Here is a 23,751-nt window from a genome sequence, read left to right as displayed (position 1 = left end):
CCGTAGACCTGCCGGTGTGTGGGGTCGATGTCCACGAACGCCACGGTCCGGGCGTCGGGCAGCAGCGGCGTGTGCCGGGCCAGACGAGCGAGGAAGGCGCGGTGGACCCGGTGGAGTTGGCGGGAATGACCGTGGGTGAAGGAGCGCAGGAAGGTGCCCGCCGTCGACGGGGCCCTGACCCCCTCGAAGAGCCGGTGCATCGCACCGTGCCGCAGCCGGTGCAGGTCCTCGATGCTGTCCGCCCCCGCGCACATGCCCGCGACCAGCGACATCACCTTCGCATCCGGGTTCGCCCCGCCGCTGTTCGCCGCGTCCTTGATCTTCACGTGCTGCCGTACCAGCGACGGGAGTCCCGTCCGTTCGGCCAGCCGGATCAGCGGTACCAGCCCAGCGTCCGCAACCAGATTCGGCTCGTCGAACGCAGCGGCCACCGCCGCCGCGGCGTGAGAAGATTGCACTTCGGAGATGCCTTGTTACTCTCGCGCTGATGGACCCTAGACAAGCCCATCATCGCAGGTCACGAGGCATCTCTTCGTTCTCCCGCAGGTCTTACCGAACCATCAGCCGGTGAATCCGGGCTGAGTGCCCGTTGCCTGGTCCGGGTGTTGTCGTTGCCTGAGCAAGGGCGCATGAGGAGGGGGCTTGCATGCCTTCTGTGCTTCCGACGTGCGCCTTCCCCCTGTGACAACAGGGGTGGACTCTGTCTCTTCCGGCCGGCGCACCAAGGTGGTCCCCGTGACGACAAACAGCCCCAGCGACAACTCCGCAGTGTCCCCCGAGCCCGAGTCACAACCGCCCGCAGGCAGGCGGAGCAGGCGCAACAGTGCGACGACACTGGCCTACGCCGTGGCAATCGTCGGCGCCGTGGCGGCTGCCGTCTTGTCCCCGCTCGGAGAACACGTAATGAAGACTTTCCTCGACGAGCCGACCTGTCCGGGTGAAGCCTGCGAGGGGAAGAACCCGCAGAACCAGGGATGCGGCGAGGACGCGCGCACCTTCAAACCCGCCGCCGGTAACCCCGCCCTCCTTCAGCTCCGCTACAGCGAGAACTGCCAGGCGGTATGGGCGCGGATCGAGCGGGGGAGCCCGGGAGACCTGGTTACGGCAGAGGCCACCGGGGGAGCCAAGCGCACTGCCGAGATCGAGTACGACGACGACAAGTTCACCAGCATGGTGAGTGTGGGCGACGGCGAGTTCCAGGTCACCGCCTGTGCGGTCCCCAGGGCCGGTGGTGAGAGCACTTACGAGCGTTACTGCATCCACGCGACCGAGGCGACCGCTTGGCGGTGACCCGGAGGGTGTGGCAGCAGGACCAGGTGTGCGACCTGAGGTAGGGGCATGAAACTGGCGACCTCGCGTAATCGACTGTCGCCTATTCCTCGGTGCGTGAGGTTCCGTGGTGACCGTGTGTGGTCGCGCCAACAAGATGGTCGGCAGGGGGAGAGAAGCTATCACCGCAGCTGTCCAGGCCCCGGGCAGGCGTTGAGTGAGGCAGCACCCTGCCGGCCCGAGTCCGGGATACGCGGCTGTTCCTGCTACTTGACGCCGATGTTATGCAGCAGGCGGACGCGCGACAACTGGCGGGTTGAGGCGGGCGAAGCCTTCCTGGCGCTGGTAAGGGAAGTACGGGTAGGGCGCTGTCTTGCCGCTGGCCGCATCGAGTTTCACCATCTGGTCGGGCGTGAGAGTCCAGCCGACTGCACCGAGGTTTTGGCGAAGCTGGTCCTCGTCGCGGGCGCCGATGATTACGGAGGAGACGGTCGGTCGCTGCAGCAGCCAGTTGATGGCGATCTGCGGAATGCTTTTGCCGGTCTCCTGCGCGATCTCGTCGAGGGCGTCGACCACGCGGTAGAGGTGTTCGTCCTCGACCGGTGGGCCGTAGTCCGCAGTGTGGTGCAGTCGGCTGTTGGCCGGTAGCGGCTGGCCGCGGCGGACTTTGCCGGTGAGCCGTCCCCAGCCGAGCGGGCTCCAGACGAGGGCTCCGAGGCCCTGATCGAGCCCGAGGGGCATCAGCTCCCATTCGTAGTCGCGGCCGATGAGGGAGTAGTAGACCTGATGTGCGACATAGCGCGGGTGGCCGTATCTCTCCGCACTCGCGAGGGACTTCATCGCCTGCCAGCCGGAGAAGTTGGAGATGCCGAGGTAGCGGACCTTCCCTGCTCGTACGAGATCGTCGAGTGTGGACAGGACTTCCTCGACCGGCGTGCCGGCGTCAAAGGCATGCAGCTGGAACAGGTCGATGTAGTCGGTGCCGAGCCGGCGCAGGGCGTCCTCGCACGCGGTGATCAGGCGCGAACGAGAGGAGCCCGCATCGCCTGGACCGTCACCCATCGGCAGGCTCGTCTTGGTGGACACGATCACCTCGTCCCTGCGGCCTTTGATCGCTTCGCCCAGTACCTCCTCGGAGGCCCCGCTGGAATAGACGTCAGCGGTGTCGAACATCGTGATCCCGGCGTCGAGGCAGATGTCCACGAGACGGCGGGCTTCTTGCGCATCGGTGTTGCCCCAGGCACCGAACAGCGGCCCTTGGCCGCCGAAGGTGCCGGCGCCGAAGCTCAGTGCGGGGACCTTGAGGCCGGATGCGCCCAGCCGCCTGTATTCCATGGCTGTTCCTCTCTCGTCGCCTGACCTGGCTAATGGTTCTGAAGTTCCGTTAGTGTGTGCCTCAACGTAGCAGGTGTGCGTAATTAACGAAACTGGAGTCCCGTTATGGGAATTGAGGGTGCGGATCCGGGGACCGTCCGGCCTGGAGGGCGCACGGCGCGGGTGCGGGCGTCGGTGCTGCAGGCGGTTGGGGACGCCTTGGCGGAGCATGGCTTCGCCGGCCTGGACCTCGCCGACATCGCGCGCCGTGCCGAGGTGGGCAAGACCACCGTCTACCGCCGCTGGGGAACGGTGACCATCTTGGTGGCCGACCTGCTGATGGACATGGCCGAGCAATCACTGCCGCGTACCGAGACCGGCTCGCTGCGCGGTGATCTCAAGGCCAACGCCCGGCTCGTGCAGCGCACCTTGGCCGATCCGCGGCAAGGAGCGCTGTTCAAAGCAGTGATCGCCGCCGCCACCTGCGAGGCGAAGACAGCCGAGGCCCTGCACCGCTTCTACGACATCCGCGTCAAGGAATGGGCACCCTGTGTCCAGCAGGCCATCGACAGGGGCGAGGTGCCTGAGGGCACCGATGTCCACGAGGTGATCCGTGCTGTCTCCGCCCCCCTCTACTACCGGCTGCTGACCAGCAGCAGCCGCCTCGACGAAGCCGCCGCAGATCAGGCCGCCGAGGCCGCAGTGGCTGCGGCTCGTGCGGGAGCGTACCTGCGGGGTGACGAAGGGCATGCGTGACCGGCTTTCCGCATCCGTCGCTGAGAGCGGGTCACCGAGCGTGATCTCCGGGGGCGTAGCGTTTCCAGGTTCCCCCGGCCTCGGCGGCGAGTTGGGCGGTGGTGTCGTCGTGGTAGCCGAGCATGCGGGCGACCACGGGGGCGGGGGCCTGGAGGACGAGGCGGCGGATCGCCGATGCGCGTCCTCGCTGGGTGGGGAAGCCCAGGTGGCGGAGGCGGATTTCGAGGGTGTCCGGGGTCATGGGCTGTCCGGCCCGTCGGCCTGGGAAGAGCCATCGGCCCGGGCGGCGAAGAGGCGGGCCGCGTACTGCGGGGGCAGGGCGAGGGTGAGATGGCGGATGCGGGCGTCGTCGGTGGTGCCGGGAGGGGCTATTCGGCCAACCGCTTCACTCGCCGCCCACCGCTACGCCCTTACCGGCGACCCACGGAAGCGACAGGAGGGTGTTGTCAGGTTGAGCGAGTGCTCGAGGGTGTGAGCCAGTTCGGCGCGTTTCGGCTTCGGTGGTGACAGCGGCTCAGGCTATGGCGGGCAGGCCGGCGACGCCGGTGATCTGGTCCCAGATCACGAAGCGGAGGATCATCTCGGCGCGGTAGTTCGGGGCGGCGAGGAGGTGACGGCGGGGTCGGAAATGGGGCTCTCCTGTCGCTTCCGTGGGTGTCTGACCTGGGCTGATGCGTAGAACACGCCGTATCCGGGATACGTTTCGACTGCTGAAGGTACGAAACGGAAGAACCCGGATACGGCGTGCGAAGTGCAGGGGTATGGACTCGGCTGCTCGATGTCGAGAACACGGTGATCGAGCAGGTCAGTGTGGAGGAGGCCGAGCCCGGCGAGGGGGACGACGGCGAGCGCGTCATCGTGGTCTGCGCCCGGCCCGCGAAGGGCCGGCGGCAGCGGTGCGGCATCTGTAGCCGCACGTGCGCGAAGTACGACGCCGGTGAGGGCCGCCGCCGCTGGCGGGCCCTGGACATCGGCACCCTCAAAGCCGTGATCGAAGCCGACGCGCCGCGGGTGGCCTGCCCCGAGCACGGCGTGACGGTCGCGGCGGTGCCCTGGGCCAGACACGGCGCCGGACACACCCACGCCTTCGACGCCACCGCCGCGTGGCTGGCCACCTGCTGCAGCAAGACCACCGTCACCCAGCTGCTGCGGATCGGCTGGCGCACCGTCGGCAACATCTGCGAGCGGGTCTGGGTCGACGTCGAAGCGTTGGTGGACCTGTTCGCCGGACTGCGGCGGATCGGCATCGACGAGATCAGCTACAAGAAGCGGCACAAGTACCTCACCATCGTGGTCGATCACGATTCCGGGCGCCTGGTATGGGCGGCGGCCGGCCGGGACAAGGACACCCTGCACGCCTTCTTCGACGCCCTCGGCGCCGAGCGCACCGCGCAGATCACGCACGTGTCGGCGGACGGCGCCGAGTGGATCGATGCCGTCGTCGCGGCCCGCTGCCCGAACGCGGTGCGCTGCATGGACCCCTTCCACGTCGTGAAGTGGGCCACCGACGCCCTGGACGTCGTCCGCCGGAACGTGTGGAACGCCGAGCGCGGCGGCAAGGGCCGGACCACCCGCGGCTCGAAGTCGCTGAAGAAGGCCCGCTTCGCACTCTGGAAGAACCCCGAGGACCTCACCGCCGGCCAGCAGGCTCAGCTCGCCTTCATCGCCGCAGCCCACCCGCTGCTGCACCGCGCCTACCTCCTCAAGGAGGGCCTGCGCATGGCGTTGAAACAGGGCAAGGACACCGCCGAGGTGCTGTGGGACTGGGTGATCTGGGCCCGACGCTGTCGCATCCCCGCCTTCGTCGACCTCCAGCGCGCCATCGTCCGGCACTGGGACGCCATCATTGCCGCGGCCGAGCACAACCTGAGCAACGGGCTGATCGAGTCCACGAACACCAAGATCCGCCTCATCACCCGCCTGGCCTTCGGGTTCAAGAGCCCCGACGCCCTGATCGCCCTGGCGATGCTCAGCCTCGGCGGACACCGCCCGCAGCTACCAGGCCGTCAACTCGCATAACCCCACCCACGGAAGCGACAGGAGAGCCGGAAATGGGATGAGATGCCGCCGACCGCGGCCAGGAACCGCTGCGCGGCGCCCACCGATCGGAAGCCTTTCATCGCGCGCTCGCGTTGCCTCGTCGGCTGGTGGGAGTTCTCGGCCCGGTTGTTCAGGCCCTTGTGTGAGCGGTGTTCCACCGACGGCATCACCGTGCGGTGGGCGGCGCCGTAGGAGCGGAGCTTGTCGGTGACGATCACCCGGGGCACCGACCGGGTCTTCTTCATCAGCTTCCGGAAGAAACGCCTGGCCGCGGCCTCGTCCCGCCGGTTCTGCAGCAGGATGTCCAGCACGTTCCCGTGCTGGTCCACGGCCCGCCACAGGTACCGCTGCACGCCGTTGATCTTGACGAACACCTCGTCCAGGTGCCACTTGTCACCAGGCCCCGGACGGCGCCGACGTAGCGCAGCGGCATAAGCCGGACCGAACCGGCGCGTCCACTGGTGGACTGTCTCGTGGCTGACCTCGATGCCGCGCTCGAGCATCAGCTCCTCGATGTCGCGCAGGCTCAGGTGGAAGCGGTGGTACAGCCACACGCAGTGGGAGATGACCTCCGGAGGGAAGCGGAAACCCCGGTACGACGGCGTCACCACGGACAGTCCCTCCAGCGATTCGGCAAGACGGATGATCATGCCGCCCGAGAAGGCCACCACTCAACCTGACAACGCCGGTCGCCAGCCTGTGTGGTCACCGTCTTGTCCCGGTGCCCGTTGCGGTAGGCGGTGCGGGCGTCGGTGCGTTCGCCCCACTCGGCGCCGATCCGGGCGGTGGCCTCGGCCTCGATCAGCTCCGGCAGCGGCCGCTCGGTACGGCCTACGGCACCATCGACAGGGATCGTCCCCGCAGGGGGCGACTTCTGCGCGGTCGGCTCACCCGCCTGGTGATCCGTCCCGGTCTGCGGGGGCGGGTCCTTTTGGGACCGGGAGGTGGCCGTGCAGGAGGAGGGTGACGAGCTGGTCCACCACCGCCTCGCCCGGTGGTATGCGGTTCACCGCGGCCAGGTACACGACCGTCCCGGAGTAGATGTCGACCATCAGTGACGTATCGGTGTCCGGCGGCAACCGGCCTTCGAGGCGGGCCCGCTCCAGCAGGTTCGCGACCGACGCGCGGCGGGGTTCGATGAGCTCGGCGAAGGCTTCCGTGCCGGTGGGATCCTCGATCACGTCGGCGAGAAGCGCCGGGAGGATCAGGCAAGTGGGCATGGCGGAGACGAGCTCGATGGTGAGACGGACGGCGGTGCGCAGGTCGGCTTCGAGGTCGCCGGTCTCGTGGATGGGAGGTAGGGGGACCTCCCCGCTGAGGGCCTCGATCACGAGTGCGGCCTTGTTCGGCCACCACCGGTAGATGGTGGCCTTGCTGACTCCGGCCCGCCGGGCGACGCCTTCGAAGGCCAGCCGCTGGTATCCGACCTCGCCGAGGAGGTCTTTCGTGGCTCGGAGCACGGCTTCGTGGGACTCCCGGCGGCGCCGCCGCGAGTCGGGCGTGATGCGGTCGGGCCGGGCGCCCTCAGGAGCCAGAGCGCTCTGACGGCCGTCCTGAGGCCTGGGAGTGTCCACCGCATGCCTCCCTCGTGAGCCCCTGGCACCCCCGTTGACTTTGCCCGGAGAATGGCTCTATTTTTTAGCGAAACGGGGCGTTTCGTACCGTATGCTCCGTCTTGTACTCAATAGTAAGATCCGCAAGCCTGCCTGGAAACTGCTGCGACGATGTTTCAGTACGTCCGGCGGGTGGGTCACCGCGTGTCAGACCCGCGCGCAGGATCTGGCGCGTACGGGCGTTCTCCCCGAGTGCCCGAGATCTCTGTTTCGACCCCCGGAAGGGGGACATCATCATGCGCGCAACCACGAGCAGGACGCGGCGAATAGCCGCTGCGGTCTGCATGGCACCCATCCTTGCCGTCGCGGCCGGAGCCGGCGCTGTCAGCGCGGCCGCTTCCCCCTCGTCGTCCCATGTCGCTTCGGCTCCCTTCCACGACAGCAAGGCCCGGGGGGATCGCTGCTTCTTCGGTGACGGCTGGGGCTGGGGTTGGGGAGACCACTGCCACTCCGGCTGGGGCTGGGGCTTCGATCATGGCTTCGATCATGGCTTCGGTGGTGACCACGGCTTCGATCACGGCTTCGGTGGTGACCACGGCGATGGCGGGCGTGTCTACTGACGCTCCAGCGCAGTGAGCTCGCGACCAACCTGCGGCAGTTTTGTGAGTGCTGCATCCGGATGCCCGGACATCTCGGGCATCCGGACCCGTCTGGAGTGGTGGGCCTCCCATCCGACCGGTAGTCGGGGCGGTGTGTAGCGGTGAGGATCGTGTGCGTCGGTGCGGGGCCTGCGGGGCTGTACTTCGCGATCTCGGCCAAGTTGCGCGATGCCGGGCACGAGATCACCGTGTACGACCGTGACCCGCCCGCGGCCACCTACGGCTGGGGCGTCGTGTACTGGGACGACCTGTTGGACGTCCTCTATCGCAACGATCCGGAAAGCGCCCGGGAGGTCACCGCCAGGTCCGTGCTGTGGCAGGACCAGGAGGTGCGTGTGCACGGCTCGGGCGGCGAGCAGACGGCGTACTTCGGGGGGTACGGATACAGCATGAGCCGATCTGCGTTGCTCGACGTCCTGGCCCGGCGTGCCGTGCAGCTCGGCGTCGACGTCCGGTACGGCCACCGCGTTGCAGATCTCTCGACGCTTCCCGAAGCGGACCTTCTCGTTGCTGCCGACGGTGCGAACAGCGGGATCCGGGGGCAGAGCGCAGCGTTCGGAACTCGCATCGAGGTCGGTCTCAATCCCTACCTCTGGCTCGGCACGGACCAGGCGTTCCGCAGCTTCGTGTTCAGCTTCGAGCGGACGTCCGCCGGATGGATCTGGTTTCACGCCTACCCCTCAGTCGAGGGAATCAGCACCTGCATCGTCGAATGCTCACCGCAGACCTGGCACGGTCTGGGGCTCGACGTGCTCGGCCGCGACCAGGGAGTGGGACTGCTGGAGGAGATCTTCAAGCGCGCACTCGACGGCCACCGCCTGATCAGCCGATCACGGGGGGCACCGGCGCATTGGCAGCGCTTCGCGCACGTGACCAACAAGACCTGGTACCACGGCACGACGGTGCTCGTCGGCGACGCTGCCCACACCACCCACTTCACGCTGGGGTCGGGCACCAGACTGGCGATCATCGACGCGATCGTCCTTGCACACAGCCTGCAGAAATACCTTGACGTGGAGGACGCGCTGCGGGAGTACGACCGCCATCGCCGCGCGGAACTCCATCCGGTGCAGGCGGCCTCGCGTACGAGCATGGCGTGGTTCGAGCACCTGGACCAGTACGTCGACCGCGGTGCTGTGGCGTTCGCGCATGCCATGTCGGTACGCCACGGCGGCCAGAACCCCTGGCACCATCAACTCCACCTCGCCACTCAGATCGCTGCGGTGCGCACCGCACGGCGCGCCTTTGCCACCGGCCGACGCTGGTACCTCGCCCGCCGGCGAGGCGGCGGAAAAGACGACCAGTCACGTCAAACTGGCCGACTACCGTTCCCGTCCGGAGCCGATCAGCAGGGAAACCGTGACGGGTAGACAGTGGGGGCATGGGCCTTCGGCGGCCTTCCACGACCTCTTTGCCGGGAACCTCTGGCCACCGCCGGCTCACACGCAGTGCGGACCTTTTGAGTCCGCTCGGTCCCAGAGCAAGCAGACCGCCGGCCAAACCCGCTCCGCAAGTTGGTTGGCGGTCCGTGAGTCCGGCGTCAGCGGACATGCCCGGTTCGGGTATTGCTGGGCGGTTTCCTCTCGGCCCAGCGGGTGTTCAGGGGGCTGAGGCCACGCCATTCTGCCCCTCGCACATGCGGCCCATGCCGAATCTGTGCCGCACTGTGGAGACCCGACGCACGACCATGCTCAGCCCAGCGTCAGCCAGCGGATTCCCAGGCGGTCGACCTCCGCCGCTTCCTCCCGGGTGATCAGGTCGCGTCCCGTCGCTTTACGCAGGAAGAGAAGCCGACTCCAGCCCAGCTTCTCCAGCGCTGCCGCACTGTCCGGGCCAAGCAGAAGATCCTGCACAACGTCCGCGGCCTGCGGTGTCAGCCACGGCTCGCGTCCCAGGGCGTCGGCCAGGTCCAGGCCGCGTACGGCGACCTCGACCACTCGCGTCAGCAGGAACTCCGACAGGAGCCTCGGATCACCGTGCCGGGTGCGGACCACACGCCCGTCAGGCTCGGCCCGGCACAGGCGGTCCGCCTCCTGCCAGGTGGCCTCGAAACCCGCGGCGAGCGCGGACCCGCTGAGCTGCTGCCCGCCCCTGGTCCACGTCGATCACGCTACCTGACCGGAACCGCCACAGCCACAGATCTCAAACGCACTCTCACCGCGCTGCCCGAGTGTCGGCCCGACCCACCACGACGATGCATCAGCGAACGCAGACGACTCTCGCGGCTCAACGCCGTCCCCGGCCTGATCACCGCTCTGGCGGATAACGCACTGCGCCGTTCAACACCCCGAAATGACCGACCAGTCCATCAGATCTCACTGACCCTGCCCTTGCCGAAATCCTCGTCCGGGCAGGTCAGGCGGCATGCTCGTACTCGTGGAGAAGGCCGCCGAGGCGATCGCGTCGTCGTACCTCGAGACAGGTGATCTGGTCCGGATCGACGATCGGCGTGGGCAACGGGTTCAACGGGCGGGCGTTCGCGATGCCCCGAGGGGGCCGGTGCACCTGGTAGAAACGCTCGAATTCCCGCAGGGCGTGGAGCAGATGCCGCTGATCCCAGATCAAGGTCCGGTCCAGCAGCTCGCGCCGACAGGTCTGCACCCAGCGTTCCATGACCGCATTCATCCGCGGCATCCGGACACCGCCGAGCACCACCTCGATCCCCGCAGCGGCGAGGACCGCGTCGAACAGGGCGGGGAACTTCCCGGCCCGGTCCCGGATCAAAAACCGCGCCCGGCAGCCGGCATCCTCCAGGTCCATGACGAGATTCCTCGTGGCCTGCGCCACCCCCGAGGCCGTCGGGTGCGCGGTCGCACCCAGGATCCGGATCCGTCGGCCGGCGTGCTCGAGCACGGCGCACACGTACAGTCGTGCCCCGATCAGGGTGACCGTCTCGAAGACGTCGCAGGCCGGCAGCGCGTCGGCCCGGGGCGCAGGAAGTCGGCCCACGTGCTGGAGGTCCGCTCGGGCGCCGGGTCGATCCCGGCCTCCCGCAGGATCTACCAGACCGTGGAGGCGGCGACCTTCACGCTCGGCACCAGCAGCTCGCCGTGGAGGCGCCGGCAGCCCCACGGGGGATTTTCCCGTGCCGGGCGCAGCACCAAGGCGCGGACGGAGCGCCCGGTGCGGGGCCGGCCCGGGCGCTTCGGCCGGGACTGGTCGGCGTGGCGGCGGGCGACCGGGTCGCGGTGCCCACGGAGCACCGTGTCCGGCCGCACCAGCAGCCGCGGCCTGCGCGGCACGTCCCGCGGCAGCCGGTACGGCAGCGCCGCCGGGAACGCCCGGCCGCTCGGGCTGAAGCGCACCTTCTCCTTACCGAGTCGGCGCTCCGGCACCGACAGTCGGTGGCGCAGGGCGAGGATCTCCATGTCCTTGTCCCGATCGCTCATCGGTGGCAGGCGCAGCAGGGCGAACGCGTTCGCCCTGCCCGGGTAGGCCGGTCGCAGCGGCACGGTTGGTCATCATGCCGCGTTGATCGACAGCCGCGCGACGGCGCGGACTCGACCGACCGCACTCGACGTCCCGTACCCCCCGCACACCGGCTCCGACCAGGGCGGATGAGGTTATCGGCAAGCGCAGGGCTTCCCCTCCCGCCGCAGGACCAACAACCGGCGCACCGCCGGCCCCCACAACGCCCGAACAGACACAGCAGGCAACGCACCAGCCGCTCGGCCCGACACCTCAGAAACCGGGCGCTCCACTTCCTGATCCACACCCCGAGCACACCAACCACCCACCGGCCAGTGGATAAGAATTCACAAAACTCAAGACAGCGTCACCCAGCACGGGATAACACCCCCACGACAGCGACGCCCCGCGGATCTCTCACGTCCAGGACAATAACCCCACGTCCCTAAACCACCACCGACCAGCAACAACACACCCAGGTCCGCTGTCTCTCACCCCACTGTCCCGAAACCGAGAGATCGCACTCGGGGTCAGTCCGGAGTCGCTGCGGGGCTGGGTGAAGAAGGCCCGCGCCACCCAGGACACCGGATCGGGACCCGATGCCGTGGGGCGGGGCGGGCCGCCGACCGAGTCCCTATCGAATCCGGAGCGGTTCACCCGCCTCCCGGCGGATCGTGGAGCAGGTGGCGCTGGTTCCAGATCAAGGTGTGGTCCAGCAGCTCGCGCCGGCAGGTCTGGATTCACCGTCCCATGATGGAGTTCATCCGGGGCATCCGGATGCCGCTGAGGACGACCTCCAGCCCGGCATCGGCCAGCACCGCGTCGAAGGCCTGCGTGAGTTGAGACGTCGAATACCTCTGTCTCCGGCACGGGAGCCTCGTGCGTTGCAGACCCCGCCCGTCCACCGGCTGACCTGCTCCGGCCGCCGGTGCGCGTCGCGCGGTCGTGAAGCACGCCGCCGGGTGGCACGCGATCCACGCGTGCCACCCGGCGGCGCGGTGCGGCCCGCTCAGGCCGGCGGGGCGTCCGGGCCGGCCCCGTCGGTGAGTAGGACCCCGGCTCCCCGGCCCCGGCCGCCGGGCCGGGACGGTCGGGGCGGACGGTCGTCTCCGAGCAGCACGGTCGGCAGGGGGCCGTCGAGGGTGGCGTCGTCCAGGACGGCGCCCATGCGGTCGCCGATCACCCGGACCGCCGCCACCAGTCCGGGCTCGCTGCCCCCGCCTGCTTCCCGTCGTTCCTGTAGGGCATCCCGCCAGGGATGTGGCGGGGGCTGCCGAGTGCCCGGGTCATCCGGTTCGAAGGCTTCGGTGCACCGGCCGTCGCGCCAGTGCCCGAAGGTGTCCATGCTGACATTACTGGCGACGGTGAATGTCTCCGTGCCGCGGGAGAGCCTCGACAATGGGCCGGACATGCCGCCCAGAACTCCCCATTCCTCGTAGCAGAACGACCAGTCGCCCAGCGAACCGACCCGCAGCACCGACTTCGGGGCCCCAGTCCGGTACGCATCGGCGCCCAGGCGGACTGCCTCCGGCTTCGGCATTACCCGGGCGTCTCCCGGGACCGCACCATAGCGGACGAGTACGTCGTCCGGTGTGATGCCACGGGTGAACGTGGCGCACCACGATTCTGCGCGGACCCAGTCGAAGGAAGACCCCGTCGGCAATTCGCTCACCCTTAGAAGTCCTGAACCGCCCAGCCGGTGACCGTAGCATCCAGGCGATGCGTCTGATCACCGCCTTCGGGCTCTGAGCCGCCGGCGCCGCCGGCTCAGAGCCCGAAGGCGCCCCCCTCGACGAGGAGGAACAAGCCGATCGCGATGAGGACCACCGGGAGCAGGATGTCGCCCCAGCGGCCGAAGGCCTGGGCGACGGCCGGGCGGGTGGCGAGGCACCGGCCCGCACAGCACCACCCCGCGAGCAGGACGAGGAAGACGACGACGTAAACGCTCACGGCGCCGGGGCCGGCGGTGGCGAAGACGGGCACATAGACGCCGAGGTTGTCGCCGCCCTTGGCGACGGTGAGGAGGACGACCTCCAGCAGGCCCGGGCCGGCCCCCTGCCCGGCGCGGTCGGCATCGTCCCGGTGGTTTTGCCAGGCCTGCCGGGCCGCCCTGAGGCCGAGGGCGAGCGGCAGGAGGCCGAGGTAGGCGATGACCGCCGCGGGCAGGAGGGTCCCGCTGAGCGCGGCGGCGAGGATGGCGGCGAACCCGAGGTACTGGCCGAGCACGATGCGGCGGGCCGCGCCGCGGTGTTTGGCGCCCCGGGCGAAGAGCACGGACAAAAGCAGGAGGTCGTCGAGGTTGGTGACGGCGAACAGGCCGACCGCCTGCCCGAGGATGCCCAGGTGCACGTGACCAGCTCGCTCCGCTCGTACCGCAACGACGCGGTGACCCTACGGGAGACGGCACGCCACACCGTGAAGGCCGCGAAGAACATCGTGCTCAAAGGCTGCTGTCACAAAACCGAGGTCGGCCACACCTTCGCCGGTCAGCGCTCAGGGGGTGTTGTCACGGGCTACCGGCGGTCCCGGTCGGTGGTTCGGTCTCGTCACCGACGCGCGAGCAGAGCCTGTTGTCTGCGGCAAGGGCCGGCCGGGCGCGATCCCTCGGCTTCATCTCGGCAGACCACCGGGGACTCATCGCCTCATGGCAGTGCAATCCGATGCCCGGATCATCCCCGTGTCAGCGGCGGACCATCCCGCGCCCCCACCGCGGCCGGCGGGAAGACGGCGGCTGCCGGTCACTGGCCCGACGCCACCCCACCGCGCGGGGCGCAGGCGCCTCGGTGAGCACCCCAGGCGCCGCCGACGGCAAAGGGGCCTGGGGGACTGATCGGCGCGCGGGCGGCCGGGCAACGCCGCCGCCCTCTTCCCCCTCCTCACGGCCCGCAACGGCACCGAACTCGCCACCTGCGCCGAAGCCATTCGCCTCCGCTTGACCCGCTGGCCAGCACACATATCGAGTCGTGATACCGATCGGTATCACCATGACCTGGCGATCCAGCAAACACGTCAGTGCTCCACCGGCAACCGGTGTCAGCGGCACCACACCGGCCGTCACCCTCCCGACCAGGGCCCACACCACCCCGGATCACTGGCCCATCAACGCCGAAACCACATCGACAAACCGACGCAGATCATCAAACGGACCCCGCGACGGGCTCGTGGATCGGGCACTTCATTCAGATACGTTCGCAACCCACATGATCACCCGACCATGCCTGCATTGCGTCCAAGGCCCGCACCAACCCAAGCCGGCAAATTGCCACATTCGGTGTTCAGCAGGTGAATCGCCCACCTCGAGACCTCTCAAAGCCCCTGCCTGCCTGACGAAGAAGTCTGAACAAGGCGCAGAGTAAACACGACCGGTCGAGAACAACCCAGGAAGAGAGCACGACGTTCCATGAGCAACGAACCGCCCGGCTGGCGTACCGGCCCCGCCTGGCAGGAGATGAACGGCCGGAAGCAGCGCGGCCGCCGAATACGCAGTGCGCTGGGCATGGTGCTCGCGGCGGGACTGGCCGTGGTCGCGGTCAACCCGTCCCTGGTGACATCCCGACTGCCCGGCGACGCGGAAGGCACCGGGGGCTCGGCAGCCACGGCCACCGAGCCCCTGCCGGCCGAGACCGCAGCGCCCACCGCCTCCCCGGCCCACGAGCTGTTCCCCGACACCCCGACCCTCCAGGACCCGTTCCGTGGGTCACCCGCCGCACGCTACGCCGACGGAGCGAAGGGCATAGTCCTCCCCGAGGCCAAACCGATCGGCAGCCTGTCGAAGGAGCAAGTCGCCACCGCCCTTGAGGCCACCCGCGCCTTCATCATCGACGCCAACCTCAACCCGGCGACGCTGCGCGGTGAACACCCAAAAACCGCGTTCGCCCGGCTCGACTCCGAGTACGACGAGTTCGTTCCGGAAATAGAGTCCTGGCTGAACAAGCCGGGCAAGGACGCCGACCCGACCTGGCTGTTCACCCGCTTCGACCCGGACGAGGTCGATCTGGTCGGCAAAGTGGTCAAGACCCGCGGCCGGATGACCTTCACCGCGGGCGAGCACGGCTCGGTGCGGATCCGCGCCGACTACACCTTCGTCTACCCAGTGATGAAGGTCGACGGCTCGACGGAGGTCGCCCGCACCGTGGTCCGCCGCGTCCTCGAATTCGACTCCTACAACCCGAACGGCCTGCAAGTGACGGCGGGGAAACTCTGGGTCACCGCCTACAACGTCGACATCGGCAACGACGACTGCCGCGCCCCCGACGGCTATCTGCACCCCCAGTTCGACTCCGACCTGCGCGCGTCACCCCCTCCGGCGGGCCCCACGGTCGACCCGTACGACCGCAGCCGCGACATCAACGCCGAGGACGCCCAGAACCCCGCCGGAACCTGCGGCACGGGCGCCCGCGCCTGACGCCCAGCCGGGCCCTCGGCCCCCCTCACCAACCCCACTCCCCCTGTCAGCGGCCCGGACGAGGTGCCCGGAGAACCGCCTGGACGACGCAGCCGAGATCATGCGCGGGACGGCACGCCACACCGCGAAAGCCGCGAGGAAGGTCGCGCTCAAGGTTCACTGTCACGAAACCGGCACATCGCAGCCAGCGTGCCGCACTCGCGGAGCTGGGCGTGGAGTGGGCATGACGCACCGCCTTCGGCTGGTTGTTGAACCGGCCGGACACACGAAACGCAGAGAGGCCCCGGGAGCCATGGCCCGGGGTCTTGCCCTGTCAGCGATCCAGTGCGGGCAGGCGGGCCAGGCCGTGCCGAGCATGAACACCGAGCCGTGATACCGATCGGCAACACAACGACCTGGCGATTCGTCAAAAACGTCAGCGCGAAACCGGCAACCACCGTCAGCGGCACGACACCAGCCGGCATCGATCCCGACCACGGCCAACACCACCCCGGATCACTGACGCATCAGCACCGAAGCAATGCTGGCAAACTACCGCAGATCATCAATGAGTCAGGGTGCGACCTCTCGGCTTCACGTCAGCAGACCACCTGGGGGTCTCTCGCCTCATAACAGTGAGACCCGGTACCACTGTCACCCCGGGGTCAGCGGCGGACCGTCACACGCCCCACCACGGCCGGCAGCAAGACGGCCGGTAACGGCCGACGACGACCGCCGGCCACTCCAGCGACACGAACCCGAGACATCGCAACGGTCGCGTCACCCACGCTGGTCTGGGAGCGTTACTGCCCGCCACGGAAACTACTTACCGTTACCGCCCCATGTGAGACAGAGCCTGTTTCATGACACTCCCTGCTGGAGGCCGGGGGCGAGGGCCGCGCCGAGGGTGGCGACGGTCGCGCAGAAGGTCACAACGGCCCAGGCTAGGGGGCCGAGGGGGGCGCAGCCGAAGAAGTGGCTGAGGCCGGGGGTTTGCACGACGGCGATGAGGGCGGCGGCGGACACGATCCCGGTCGCCACGACCAGGGGGCTGTGCCAGTCGGTGATGAGGGTCTGGCCGAGCTGGGTGATCACCAGGGCGGCCAGGCCCATGGTGCCGGCACGGCGTGGCAGGCCGGTGAACCGGCCGATCTGCCAGGCGGCGGTGGCGCCGAGGGTGGTGGCGGTGCCGCGCACGGCCAGCAGCCACGCCAGGTGGCGTCCGAGCAGTGCGGGGGCGGGGCCGCCCGCGAGGGGGTCTTCGCCGGACCGGGGGGTGCGGGCGGGTCTGAGGGCGACCGCGAGGGCGGGCAGCATGTCGGTCAGGAGGTTGACCAGCAGCAGCTGGCGGGTGCCCAGCGGCGCCCGGCCGGACAGGGCGGTGCCCAGGACGGTGAAGGCGACCTCGCCGGCGTTGCCGCCGACGAGGATCGCGACCGCGTCGCGCACGCTGCGCCACAGGGTCCGGCCCTCGTGGAGGGCGTCGAGGAGGCGGGTGGGATCGGGGTCGGTGAGGACGAGGTCGGCCGCGGCGCGGGCGGAGGCGGAGCCGTGGGCGGCCAGGCCGATGCCGACGTCGGCCAGGCGGATGGCGGCGGCATCGTTGACCCCGTCCCCGGTCATCGCCACGACGTGCCCGGATGCCTGCAGCGCCTGCACGATGCGGACCTTGTGCTCGGGGGAGACGCGGGCGAAGACCGTGGTCCGGTCGATCGCCCGGAGGCGGTCGGGTTCCGGCAGGGCGTCGAGTTCGGCCCCGGTCAGGGGTGCCTCGGTCAGGGCGGTGCCGGTCTGTGGGATGCCCAGGTCGCAGGCGATGGCCGCGGCGGTGGCGGGGTGATCACCAGTGATCATGATGACCCGCACGCCCGCGTCGGTGAGGCGTTTGACGGTCTCGGCCGCCCCGGGCCGGGGAGTGTCGGCGATCGCCAGGAAGCCCAGCAGGGTCAGTTCACCGGCCAGTTCGGCCGGCTGAGCGGCGGGATGCGGCGCGGTGGCAGGCGTGCCCTGGGCGACGGCCAGCACCCTCAGTCCGTCGCCCGCGAGGCGCCGTACGAGGCGGTGGGCGGCCTGCAGCCGGGCCGGGTCGAGGGGGACGACGCCGACGGGGCCGTCCTGGGCGGCGCTCAGGGTGGTGGTGCACCGGGCGAGGACGGTCTCCGGAGCGCCTTTGACGGCGAGAAAGGGCCGTCCCGCGTCGGTGCCCAGGGACGCGGAGTAGCCGCGGCCGGCTTCGAAGGGGAGCTCGGTGCCGGGTTGCCAGGCGTGGTCGGGAGGGCACTGGGCGGTGGCGGCGTCGACGACGGCCTGGTCGGTGGCGTGGGCGAGGGGCCGTCCGTCGGTGGGGTGGGGGCAGGCCCGTGCGGCGGTGCGCAGGAGGCGTTGCCCGGCGGGGCTGTCGACCAGGAGATCGTGGTCGAGTGTGGCCAGGCGGGTCACGGTCAGGCGGCCCTCGGTGAGGGTGCCGGTCTTGTCGAAGCAGACGACGTCGGTGCGGCCGAGGGCTTCCAGGACGCGGGCGGAGCGGGTGAGGACCCCCTTCCGTGACAGGCGGCGGGCGGCAGCGGACTGGGCGACGGTGGCCACCAGTGGCAGGCCCTCGGGGACGGCGGCGACCGCGACGGCCACCCCGGAGGCGAGGGCCTCGCGGACCGGCAGGCCGCGCAGCAGTCCGAGGAGAGTGACCGCGGCGCCGCCGATGCCGACGGCGGGCAGTGCGGTCTTGGTCAGGGTGGCCAGGTGGGCTTCGAGGCCGGGCGGGGTGGTGGCGTGGCCGGCCAGCTCGGCGGCGCGGCCGGCCTCGGTCTGGGATCCGGTGGCCACCACGACGGCGTAGCCGGTGCCGGCCAGGACGGTGGATCCCTCGTAGAGCATGCAGGAGCGTTCGGCCAGGTCGGCGCCGGGCGTGGCCCGGGGGTCCTTGGAGACCGGGGCCGACTCGCCGGTCAGGGCCGCCTCGTCGGTTTCCAGGTGGTTGCTGACCAGCAGGCGGGCGTCCGCCGGGATCACATCCGCGGGGCCCAGTGCGATCACGTCTCCGACCCGCAGCTCCTGCGCGGTCGTGGTGTGCGCGGGGCTGGTGCCGAGTCCGGCGAAGAATTCGTCCCCGTCCGGTGCTTCGGTGAGGGCGGGGGGCGTCCACCGCACCCGCCGGGCGTTCGTGTTCTCGGTGAGGAACAGTCCGCGCAGGGCGCGTTCGGCGCGCAGCCGCTGGACACCGCTGACCGCGGCGTTGCCGATCATGACTCCGCCCACCAGGGCGGAGTCGACGCTGGAGCCCACGGCGGCGGAGGCGGCGGCGCCCAGCGCCAGCACGGGGGTGAGGGGATCGCGCAGCTCCTCCCGCACCGCGGCCAGCAGCTGCGTGGCCCCGCAGGTCGCTGCGGCGAGGCCGGTGGCACCGGCTGCGGCGCGTACGGCTCGGGGGAGAGTGCCGCCCGGGGAGCGGTCCGCGTCGGTGGTCGAGGGGGGCGTTCGTTCGCCGTCCAGGCGCTGGTCGAGGGTGCGCAGGAGGCTGAGAGTCTCCACGGGGCCAAAGGCGTGCCAGGCGTGGCGGACGCGGGCCGGTGGCAGGGGCCGGCGTGCCAGGCGGCCGGCCGCGACGGCGCCGCCCAGCTGGGCGAGGAACGCCGCGCCGTAGACCGGTGAGTGGGTCAGTCCGGCGGTCTTCCGGCGGGTGCCGGCGGCGGCGAGGAGTGCTCCGAGCGTGGATCCGCCGTAGGACAGGCGGGCGGACTTGTCGCTGACCTGGCGTGCCTCGTCCAGGGCGGTCAGGATGCGCCAGGTGTGCGCCAGGCCGGGGCCGCAGACCACGTCCGCGGCCCAGCACACCCCGTCGGCGGTGTCGGGCCCCGGCACGACGGCGACACCGACGTCCGCGGCGGCCAGGGCGGCGTCCTGGGCAGCGGAGATCAGCAGGACGACGTGCCCGTCGGCCTGGAGGCGCCGCACCTCCTGGGCCAGGGGTGCGGACGCGGGCAGGGTCCGATCGGCCCGGGGCAGCAGTTCGGCGGTGCTCGCGTGCTCGGTGAGCAGCAGGGGGCGGGTGCCGGTGCGGGCCGCGGCCAGCACCGCGTCGGCCAGCGGGTCGAGCTCGCAGCCGACCAGGATCCGGCCCCGGCGCACGCCGTCCGCGCCGTGCAGGTCCAGGGGCATCCCCGCAGGGGCGTCCGGCCTCCCTCGCGGCGCGTCCGCGGGGCATTCCAGCCGCCACCCGTCCCGGGTCCACGGACCCGGGCCACACAGTTCGCGCAGGGACCGGCCGGCCAGCACCGACTGCCCGGCATCCCACAGACCGGCCTCGTCCACGTCGCCGGTGACGGTCACCGACAGCAGCCGGGGGCGGGGGGCGCACAGGACAGCCGAATCGATCAGAACGGTCGAGACCCGGTCCAGCAGCCGCAGGGCGGCCCCGTCCATCGGCAGCACACCGTCACGGGCCAGATCACGGCCCAGCCGGGCACAGAACGCCTCCCGGCCCATGTCCGCCGCCTTCGGCACGGTCGCCAGGATCTCCTGCGCGGCCTGCTCGGAGCCGTGCGTCCACCCCAGCACCCCGCCCGCGCCCAGCAGCCCCGCCAGCGAGGTCCGCTCCCCGCACGTCTCCACCGGGCCGGCCGGCAGCGGCGCCGGCCGGGGCAGCCGCTCGGGCGGGTGGTACCCAAGCCCTTCCCCGGCCCCCACCAGCTCCCTCTCCCGCAGATCCCATACGGTCCGCCGGCTGCGGAGCTCAGCGAGCTGCCACACGCGCTGCAACGCGTCCAGCGCCAGCGGAGCCACCCCCTCCGTCAGGGAGTGCACGACCGCATTGGACACCGCCAGCACCGTCTCAGCGTGCGCCCGGCCAAGCCGGTCCTCGACCAGCCGGCGCAGCCGCGGCTGGGTCTGCGCCACCACCACGGGCAACCGCAGTACCGCGGAGGGCGCCGGCAGCGGCGTCACCCGTCCGGCCGCGGCTACCACCAGTGCCAGGCAGTCCGCCACCAACGACACCCCGGCCAGCACCGCCGGCGCCGAGTCGAACGGCGGACAAGGAGGACTGCCGGAGAACGACTCCCCAGCGCTGCCCTGTGCCTCTTCCACTCGCTCGACCAGCTCCAGCAGCTCGTCCAAGTCGAGGCTGCCCTCATCGGCGTCGACGACCACCAGCCCCAGCGCCGCATTCACCTCCGCCCAGCGCACTTTCTCCGCGCCGCGCAGCACGGCGGCCACCTCGTGCGCCAGCCGCTCATGCCGCTCCCCGTGCCCGCTCAACCCGCGCACCTCGATGTACGCCCTGCCTTCACGGGACCACACCCGCCGCCGCGCGCGCCCCTCACCGGCGTCCACCAGCACGGCGGCCACCTCTGCAAGAGGCGCCGGGAAGCGGTAGAAGGCACCACCTACCACGTGCCGGCCCCGGCAGGCCACACCGTCCAGAACAGCCCACGCCTCACCGGCCAGTGATGCCGCCGTATCCACGGCCACACCGAGCACCCCCGGCACCGGCCAGGATGACAGGGAAGCGAATACACCACTGCTCGGCAGCACCGGCAACTCCTCGGGCAAGGGACATGGGCAACATGAGCCGACGGAAAAGCCGCCTGGCGGTGCCCTTGGACAGGTATCGGCCTGCCAGCGACAGGCCGAAGCACCAGAGCACGACGTTCACAAATACCCCACTAAATACGCAAGTCGGACAAGCCGCCTGGGGCATTGTGTACACCCTCATACGCGACGTCGGTTGCTCGGACAGGAATCAGCTGGGGATGGTCTTCCACGCGGGGCACCGGATTTGTCGGTGGACGTGGCGGGCGTCGCGGGACGCTGGGCGGCCACGGCAGCCTCGGCGAGGCTGAGCCGGTTGCTGAGGAAGACGTCCCGGAACTTGTCGGGCTTGATGTAGAGGTCTACCGCCCTCTGGTCCTTGGGGATGGGCACGGCGTTGAGCGCGTCGGTCAGCCGGCTGCTGGGGAACTTGGCGAGCAGCTCGGCCGCCGACTCGCCCTTCTCCGGCCGCGAGGGCGGCCTCGTAGTCGGCGGGGGTGCGGTAGCCGCGGCTGCCGTGCGGCCGCTGGGAGCGGGAAGGAGGCGGGGCCGGCGTGCGGGTGCCGTCCGGTCGGCCGGATCCTACTCTTGGTGCATGACTGACTACACACCGGTGGGGAGTGCGCCCGCGACCAGCGGTTGCCCGGCGCGGCTCCGGCCCGCCGCGCGGCCTGCCTCGCCGCCGATCTCGAGCGGGAGCAGAGGATGAATCCGGATGATCTCCCTGCGCCGATCGAGGGTCTGGTGCTCACACGCTTCCTCACCGTCTCCGATGTGCCGCGCTCCCGGGCGTTCTACCCCGACGTGCTGGGGGAACGGTGGTGCTGGACGAGAACCCCTGCATCATCAAGGTCGCCAACGGCTGGATCATCATGAACCCCGGTGGCGGTCCCACCGACGACAAGCCCGACGTCGTATTGCGTCGACCGGACGACCCCCACACCGCCTCCAGCTTCCTGAACGTGCGAGTGGCCGACATCCACCGCTTTTACGACACGGCCGTCGCGAAGGGAGCAGAGTTCCTCACCCCGCCCATCGACCGTCGCGCCGAGTTGCGCTGTTACATGCGCGATCCGGACGGCTACCTCATCGAGGTGGGCCAGGCGACGGGCCTGCTCAGGGGCGAACTGGCGCGCACCGGCATCTGAACGGGGCGGTGCCCGGATGGCCACACTGGCGGGGATTCGTGGCTGCTGCTGGGCCTCAGCCGGAAGTGGGACGGGGCCCGTGGACCCGCAGCTGCGGATCTGTCACCCCGTCCGGGCATGCCAGTGACTCGATCTGCCATCCGGCGCGTTGGGCACCGGCCCGGTAGGCGCTTTCGTAGAAGGCGAGTACGGCGGCACGCGGGTCGGCCTCGGTGCGGGCCGCGTCGTACCGCAGTACGGCCAGGTGGCTGTTGTTCCGGGCGATCCAGTGTGCCGCTGCGGGCTTGAGCGGCTCCTCGGCCAGGTGCGCGGGCTCCGGGGCGGTGTAGGAGTAGAACGCGGGCTCGGGGAAGGTGTCGTCCCCGGACCAGAAGCCGAAGCTGATCACTTCCCGGGAGTACGCCTCCCGGGTGACTGGGTCGATCTGCTCGGGCTGCTCGATGTGACGCTCGGAGAACCGGGTGTGGGCGATGTCGAAGGTGTGCCAGAAGTGGTGCACCGGGCTTACCTTCCCCGAGTACCCTGCGGCGAATTCCTCCAGTACGGACGCCACCTGGCTGAGGACCCGCCAGTAGCGGTTGGCCTGCGCGGGGTTGTAGGTCGCGTGCTCGGTGTCCTCGGCGAACGGCCGGCCGGAGTCGGGCAGCTCGAAGGGCCTGGGCACGTCGAGCCGCACCCGGATGCCCAGCGCGGCCAGCGAGTCCATGACCGCGTCGTGGAAGGACGCCACGGACCGGCCGATGAGCGGGAGGGAGATCTCCCGGCCGTCCAGGGTCGAGACAACCAGCTGATGTGCGACGAAGTCGAAGTCCATCGTGAAGATCGGGTTGCCGTCGACCTGTCCCATCGGGCGAGTGGTGGTGCCGCGCCCCGTGAGGTGGAACGGGACGTTCCACCAGTGGTTGCGCCGGGTGCTGGCGGCGAGACGGACCTTCCCGACGATCTGCGCGAAGTGATGGAGTGTCTCTTTGGTGTCGCGCCACTCGGCGAGCGGGATCGGCGGGAACAGCTCCATGGTCATCACCCTTCCCTGCCGGCTGGGCCGGAGCCTGGATGACCATGATGGTCACGCCGGGCAGGTGTGGCATCTCGTGAACCCGGAAGGCCCCCTGATCGAGTGGCGGAGTGGCGACCCGGACGATCGGAGGCGGCGAACCCGCAAACGCCTACCCCCACAATCAAGGCGGGCGCTGCCGTTTGGACGCCGAGCTCAGGGCTGGGCGTCAGGCGCTGCGCGGCCTCCGGGCTGTCTGCTTCGCAGCCTTCTTCCTCGGCGTCTCGTGGACCTCGGCCTCGCCTTTGCCACGGGAGGCACGTGCTTTCTGCACGGAGGCGTTCAGCGCGGCATCAGGTCCAGCACCTGGCCCGGCTCGGCTTCCGGCACCGTCACCTTCGACGGCACCTTGTGATTGCGCTTGGCCTCGATGATCTGCTCGGGGGTCTCGGTGTACGTGCCGCGGAACTCGTCCCGGGCCATGCTGTTGATGAGGGTGATCGCCTGGTCGATCTCTTCTTTTGGCAGCTTCGCCACGGGCGGTGCCAGCCCGGGCGGGTTGCGGATCTCGTCGGGCCAGCGCATCAGATGCAGGATGAGGACGTTGTCACGGACACGGAGGATGCTGAGCTTGAAATTTAACCTTTGCGACCTTTGGACTGATTCCGTTCAGTGATGCTCTCGGGACGTCTGGTCGTTT

17 protein-coding genes and 6 pseudogenes are annotated in these 23,751 nt (G+C 70.0%); 7 read left to right on the top strand and 16 right to left on the bottom strand.

Features of this window, described 5'->3' with window-relative positions; genetic code table 11:
- Positions 1–458, bottom strand: a 458-nt coding sequence (locus JL475_RS33755; protein WP_202282023.1) for a transposase, incomplete at its 3' end; no start/stop codon positions are given.
- 277 nt (positions 459–735) lie between these two features.
- On the opposite strand from JL475_RS33755, the gene JL475_RS33750 reads away from it, so the two are divergent.
- On the top strand, positions 736–1,290 hold the full coding sequence (locus JL475_RS33750; RefSeq protein WP_307825242.1) for a DUF2690 domain-containing protein: 555 nt from the start codon (positions 736–738) through the stop codon (positions 1,288–1,290).
- 261 nt (positions 1,291–1,551) lie between these two features.
- Here the strand turns inward: JL475_RS33750 and JL475_RS33745 are convergent, their stop codons facing one another.
- Positions 1,552–2,604: an aldo/keto reductase gene (locus JL475_RS33745; protein ID WP_202282021.1), complete on the bottom strand. Its 1,053-nt coding sequence runs from the start codon at positions 2,602–2,604 to the stop codon at positions 1,552–1,554.
- A gap of 105 nt (positions 2,605–2,709) precedes the next feature.
- On the opposite strand from JL475_RS33745, the gene JL475_RS33740 reads away from it, so the two are divergent.
- The gene (locus tag JL475_RS33740; RefSeq protein WP_202282019.1) at positions 2,710–3,339 is read left to right on the top strand and encodes a TetR/AcrR family transcriptional regulator; all 630 of its coding nucleotides are present in this window, start codon (positions 2,710–2,712) and stop codon (positions 3,337–3,339) included.
- Between the two features lie 31 nt (positions 3,340–3,370).
- Here JL475_RS33740 and JL475_RS33735 read toward each other — a convergent pair whose 3' ends face one another.
- From JL475_RS33735 to JL475_RS40620, 3 genes and pseudogenes are all read right to left on the bottom strand, one after another.
- On the bottom strand, positions 3,371–3,580 hold the full coding sequence (locus JL475_RS33735; RefSeq protein ID WP_202282016.1) for a hypothetical protein: 210 nt from the start codon (positions 3,578–3,580) through the stop codon (positions 3,371–3,373).
- Between the two features lie 26 nt (positions 3,581–3,606).
- Positions 3,607–3,708: pseudogene (locus JL475_RS40625) on the bottom strand (XRE family transcriptional regulator); the annotation flags it as partial.
- A 145-nt stretch (positions 3,709–3,853) separates the two neighbouring features.
- Positions 3,854–3,973 (bottom strand): annotated as a pseudogene (locus JL475_RS40620) (IS6 family transposase); the annotation flags it as partial.
- A gap of 110 nt (positions 3,974–4,083) precedes the next feature.
- Between JL475_RS40620 and JL475_RS33730 the strand changes: the two are divergent.
- Complete coding sequence (locus tag JL475_RS33730; RefSeq protein ID WP_202282015.1) at positions 4,084–5,358, top strand: ISL3 family transposase; 1,275 nt, start codon at positions 4,084–4,086, stop codon at positions 5,356–5,358.
- On the opposite strand, the gene JL475_RS33725 is transcribed toward JL475_RS33730, so the two are convergent.
- From JL475_RS33725 to JL475_RS33715, 3 genes are all read right to left on the bottom strand, one after another.
- Positions 5,346–6,029, bottom strand: coding sequence for an IS6 family transposase (locus tag JL475_RS33725; RefSeq protein WP_202282013.1), 684 nt, complete (start codon positions 6,027–6,029; stop codon positions 5,346–5,348). The genes JL475_RS33730 and JL475_RS33725 overlap by 13 nt on opposite strands.
- A complete protein-coding gene (locus JL475_RS33720) occupies positions 6,026–6,181 on the bottom strand; it encodes a transposase (RefSeq protein WP_307825243.1) in 156 nt (51 codons plus the stop codon). Before JL475_RS33720 ends, JL475_RS33725 begins: the two co-directional genes overlap by 4 nt.
- An 85-nt stretch (positions 6,182–6,266) precedes the next feature.
- Positions 6,267–6,953, bottom strand: a complete 687-nt coding sequence (locus JL475_RS33715) for a TetR/AcrR family transcriptional regulator (RefSeq protein WP_202282011.1) — start codon at positions 6,951–6,953, stop codon at positions 6,267–6,269.
- Positions 6,954–7,228: 275 nt separating this feature from the next.
- On the opposite strand from JL475_RS33715, the gene JL475_RS33710 reads away from it, so the two are divergent.
- Positions 7,229–7,552: a hypothetical protein gene (locus JL475_RS33710; RefSeq protein ID WP_202282009.1), complete on the top strand. Its 324-nt coding sequence runs from the start codon at positions 7,229–7,231 to the stop codon at positions 7,550–7,552.
- 149 nt (positions 7,553–7,701) lie between these two features.
- Positions 7,702–8,961, top strand: a complete 1,260-nt coding sequence (locus JL475_RS33705; protein WP_202282007.1) for an FAD-dependent monooxygenase — start codon at positions 7,702–7,704, stop codon at positions 8,959–8,961.
- Between the two features lie 321 nt (positions 8,962–9,282).
- On the opposite strand, the pseudogene JL475_RS33700 reads toward JL475_RS33705, so the two are convergent.
- The 5 genes and pseudogenes from JL475_RS33700 to JL475_RS33685 form a co-directional block, all read right to left on the bottom strand.
- Positions 9,283–9,678: pseudogene (locus JL475_RS33700) on the bottom strand (hypothetical protein); the annotation flags it as partial.
- 268 nt (positions 9,679–9,946) lie between these two features.
- Positions 9,947–11,043: pseudogene (locus JL475_RS33695) on the bottom strand (integrase).
- A gap of 630 nt (positions 11,044–11,673) precedes the next feature.
- Positions 11,674–11,826: pseudogene (locus JL475_RS40615) on the bottom strand (transposase); the annotation flags it as partial.
- A gap of 182 nt (positions 11,827–12,008) precedes the next feature.
- Entirely contained in the window at positions 12,009–12,671 is a 663-nt protein-coding gene (locus JL475_RS33690; protein ID WP_307825241.1) for a DUF6461 domain-containing protein, read from the bottom strand.
- 95 nt (positions 12,672–12,766) lie between these two features.
- On the bottom strand, positions 12,767–13,348 hold the full coding sequence (locus JL475_RS33685; protein WP_202282004.1) for a cadmium resistance transporter: 582 nt from the start codon (positions 13,346–13,348) through the stop codon (positions 12,767–12,769).
- 1,051 nt (positions 13,349–14,399) lie between these two features.
- Between JL475_RS33685 and JL475_RS33680 the strand changes: the two genes are divergently transcribed.
- Complete coding sequence (locus tag JL475_RS33680) at positions 14,400–15,404, top strand: hypothetical protein (protein WP_202282002.1); 1,005 nt, start codon at positions 14,400–14,402, stop codon at positions 15,402–15,404.
- 840 nt (positions 15,405–16,244) lie between these two features.
- Here the strand turns inward: JL475_RS33680 and JL475_RS33675 are convergent.
- Positions 16,245–20,849, bottom strand: coding sequence for a cation-translocating P-type ATPase (locus JL475_RS33675; protein WP_202282001.1), 4,605 nt, complete (start codon positions 20,847–20,849; stop codon positions 16,245–16,247).
- A 765-nt stretch (positions 20,850–21,614) separates the two neighbouring features.
- On the opposite strand from JL475_RS33675, the pseudogene JL475_RS33670 reads away from it, so the two are divergent.
- Positions 21,615–22,057: pseudogene (locus JL475_RS33670) on the top strand (VOC family protein).
- A gap of 55 nt (positions 22,058–22,112) precedes the next feature.
- Here the strand turns inward: JL475_RS33670 and JL475_RS33665 are convergent.
- Together JL475_RS33665 and JL475_RS33660 are read right to left on the bottom strand one after the other, a co-directional pair.
- Positions 22,113–23,072: a DUF5996 family protein gene (locus JL475_RS33665; protein WP_202282025.1), complete on the bottom strand. Its 960-nt coding sequence runs from the start codon at positions 23,070–23,072 to the stop codon at positions 22,113–22,115.
- 321 nt (positions 23,073–23,393) lie between these two features.
- Positions 23,394–23,636, bottom strand: a complete 243-nt coding sequence (locus JL475_RS33660; RefSeq protein WP_202282000.1) for a hypothetical protein — start codon at positions 23,634–23,636, stop codon at positions 23,394–23,396.
- Positions 23,637–23,751 lie beyond the last annotated feature (115 nt).

The organism is Streptomyces sp. M2CJ-2 (assembly GCF_016757295.1).
Taxonomy (GTDB): domain Bacteria; phylum Actinomycetota; class Actinomycetes; order Streptomycetales; family Streptomycetaceae; genus Streptomyces.
The sequence above is the reverse complement of the archived record's forward strand: the minus strand, read 5'-3'. Positions and strand labels throughout refer to the sequence as shown.

What these genes read in the sequence shown, in the direction of transcription:
- JL475_RS33745 (WP_202282021.1), bottom strand. Translation starts at nt 2,604, where the DNA reads ATGGAATACAGGCGGCTGGGCGCATCCGGCCTCAAGGTCCCCGCACTG.
- JL475_RS33740 (WP_202282019.1), top strand. Translation starts at nt 2,710, where the DNA reads ATGGGAATTGAGGGTGCGGATCCGGGGACCGTCCGGCCTGGAGGGCGC.
- JL475_RS33735 (WP_202282016.1), bottom strand. Translation starts at nt 3,580, where the DNA reads ATGACCCCGGACACCCTCGAAATCCGCCTCCGCCACCTGGGCTTCCCC.
- JL475_RS33725 (WP_202282013.1), bottom strand. Translation starts at nt 6,029, where the DNA reads ATGATCATCCGTCTTGCCGAATCGCTGGAGGGACTGTCCGTGGTGACG.
- JL475_RS33710 (WP_202282009.1), top strand. Translation starts at nt 7,229, where the DNA reads ATGCGCGCAACCACGAGCAGGACGCGGCGAATAGCCGCTGCGGTCTGC.
- JL475_RS33680 (WP_202282002.1), top strand. Translation starts at nt 14,400, where the DNA reads ATGAGCAACGAACCGCCCGGCTGGCGTACCGGCCCCGCCTGGCAGGAG.
- JL475_RS33665 (WP_202282025.1), bottom strand. Translation starts at nt 23,072, where the DNA reads ATGGAGCTGTTCCCGCCGATCCCGCTCGCCGAGTGGCGCGACACCAAA.
- JL475_RS33660 (WP_202282000.1), bottom strand. Translation starts at nt 23,636, where the DNA reads ATGCGCTGGCCCGACGAGATCCGCAACCCGCCCGGGCTGGCACCGCCC.